General features: G+C 74.6%; 2 protein-coding genes. Both read left to right on the top strand.

Annotated features, from left to right (window positions below; translation table 11 throughout):
* Window positions 1–295: 295 nt before the first annotated feature.
* Complete coding sequence (locus HMPREF0731_RS21330; RefSeq protein ID WP_007006320.1) at window positions 296–1,045, top strand: SDR family NAD(P)-dependent oxidoreductase; 750 nt, start codon at window positions 296–298, stop codon at window positions 1,043–1,045.
* Between the two features lie 41 nt (window positions 1,046–1,086).
* The coding region (locus HMPREF0731_RS21325) for an ABC transporter substrate-binding protein (RefSeq protein WP_007006319.1) at window positions 1,087–1,705 on the top strand (619 nt) is incomplete at its 3' end.

The raw sequence follows: 1,705 nt of genomic DNA, 5'->3' as shown, positions 1-1,705 counted from the left end.
GACCAGCCTGGCCGCGCTGGGCCGCCCGGGCGCCGGGGACCGTGCCCGCCTGGCTGGCTACCTCGCCCGCTTCGCCGCGGATGCGGACACGCCCGACCTCCGCGCCGCGCGCGCGCAGCTTTCTTCCCACTGACAAAAGTTTTTTGGTTCTTTTTTCCAAAAAAGAACCTCTTCCCTTGCTTGCCTGGCCTTCTCCAAGAGCCGTTTCGTCCAAGCCCGCGCCCTGCCCGCCCTGCCAAGCTGCCGCGCGCCACAGCGCCTAGGCGGAGGCCATGGCCAGGACGAGGATGGCGGCGTGTCGGTGAAGCTGATGGGCAAGGTGGCGCTGATCACCGGCGGGTCGCGCGGGATCGGGCGGGCGGCGGCGCTGGGCATGGCGGCGGCGGGTGCCACGGTGGCCATCAGCTTCCGCCAGGACGCCCGCCGCGCCGCCGAGGTGGTGCGCGGCATCGAGCAGCGCGGCGGGCGCGGCATCGCCTACCAGGCCGACCAGGCGCGGGTGGATGACATCCACCGCCTGGTGCGCGCCGTGGTGCAGGAATTCGGCGCGCTGGACATCCTCGTGAACAACGCGGCGCATTTCGTCACCGGCGCGGTGGACGACCCGGATATCGACGGGGCGCATCTGGCGGCGCAGGCGGCGGTCAACATCCGTGGCGTGTTCACCGCGATCCGCGCGGCGGCGCCGCTGATGCGGCAGGGCGGGCGCATCATCACCACCGGCTGCGCGGTGGCCGAGCATGTGGGGGCGCAGGGGCTGGCGGATTACGCCGCCTCCCGCGCCGCGGTGGTGGGCTACACCAAGGGCGCGGCGCGCGATCTCGGGCCGCTCGGCATCACGGTGAATGTGGTGCAGGCCGGGCCGATCAACACGGAGCGCAACCCGGCGGACGGCCCCTTCGCGGCGCCGCAGCGCGGCGGCACGGCGCTCGGCCGTTTCGGCGAGCCGGAGGAGGTCGCGGCGGGCATCCTGTTCCTGGCCAGCCCGGAGGCCTCCTTCATCACCGGCACGGTGCTGGCGATCGATGGCGGCTATGGCGCCTGACGCGGTTCGGCGGCGCGCTTGCGCTGGTCTATAAGCCAGGGGTGATCGACCGCCCCGCGCGCCGCCCCGCCCTGTTGCCGCTCGCCGCCCTGCTGGCCCTCGCCCTGGCCAGGCCGGGCGGGGCGGCCGAGCTGCGCCTGGGGCTGGCCGCGCCGCCCACTACGGCGGACCCGCATTTCCACGCCGATGCCGCCAATTTCGCGCTGCACCGCCATGTCTATGAGGCGCTGCTGCAATGGACCCCGGATGGCCGGCTGCGCCCGATGCTGGCGCAGGGCTGGGCGCCGCTGCCGGGCGGTGATGGCTGGGAGATCCGGCTGGACCCGGCGGCGCGCTTCGCCGATGGCGCGCCGGTCACCGCCGAGGATGTCGCCGCCAGCCTGCACCGCGCCGCCACCATCCCGAACAGCCCCGGCCGCTACACCCCTTTCCTGCTGGGGCTGGACCGGGTGGAGGTGGCGGGGCCGGGGCGGCTGCTGCTGCGCACCCATGGCCCCGGCCCGCTGCTGCCGAACGGGCTGACCACGCTGCTGGTGGTGCCGCAACGCATCGCCGCGACGGCCGGCCCGGCCGCGTTCAACAGCGGCGCCGCCGCGCTGGGCAGCGGCCCCTTCCGCCTGCGGCAGTATCGCCAGGGCGAGGGCGCGGCGCTGGAGCGCG

The organism is Pseudoroseomonas cervicalis ATCC 49957 (genome assembly GCF_000164635.1).
GTDB lineage: Bacteria > Pseudomonadota > Alphaproteobacteria > Acetobacterales > Acetobacteraceae > Pseudoroseomonas > Pseudoroseomonas cervicalis.
This window is presented reverse-complemented; position numbering and strand designations above follow the sequence as displayed.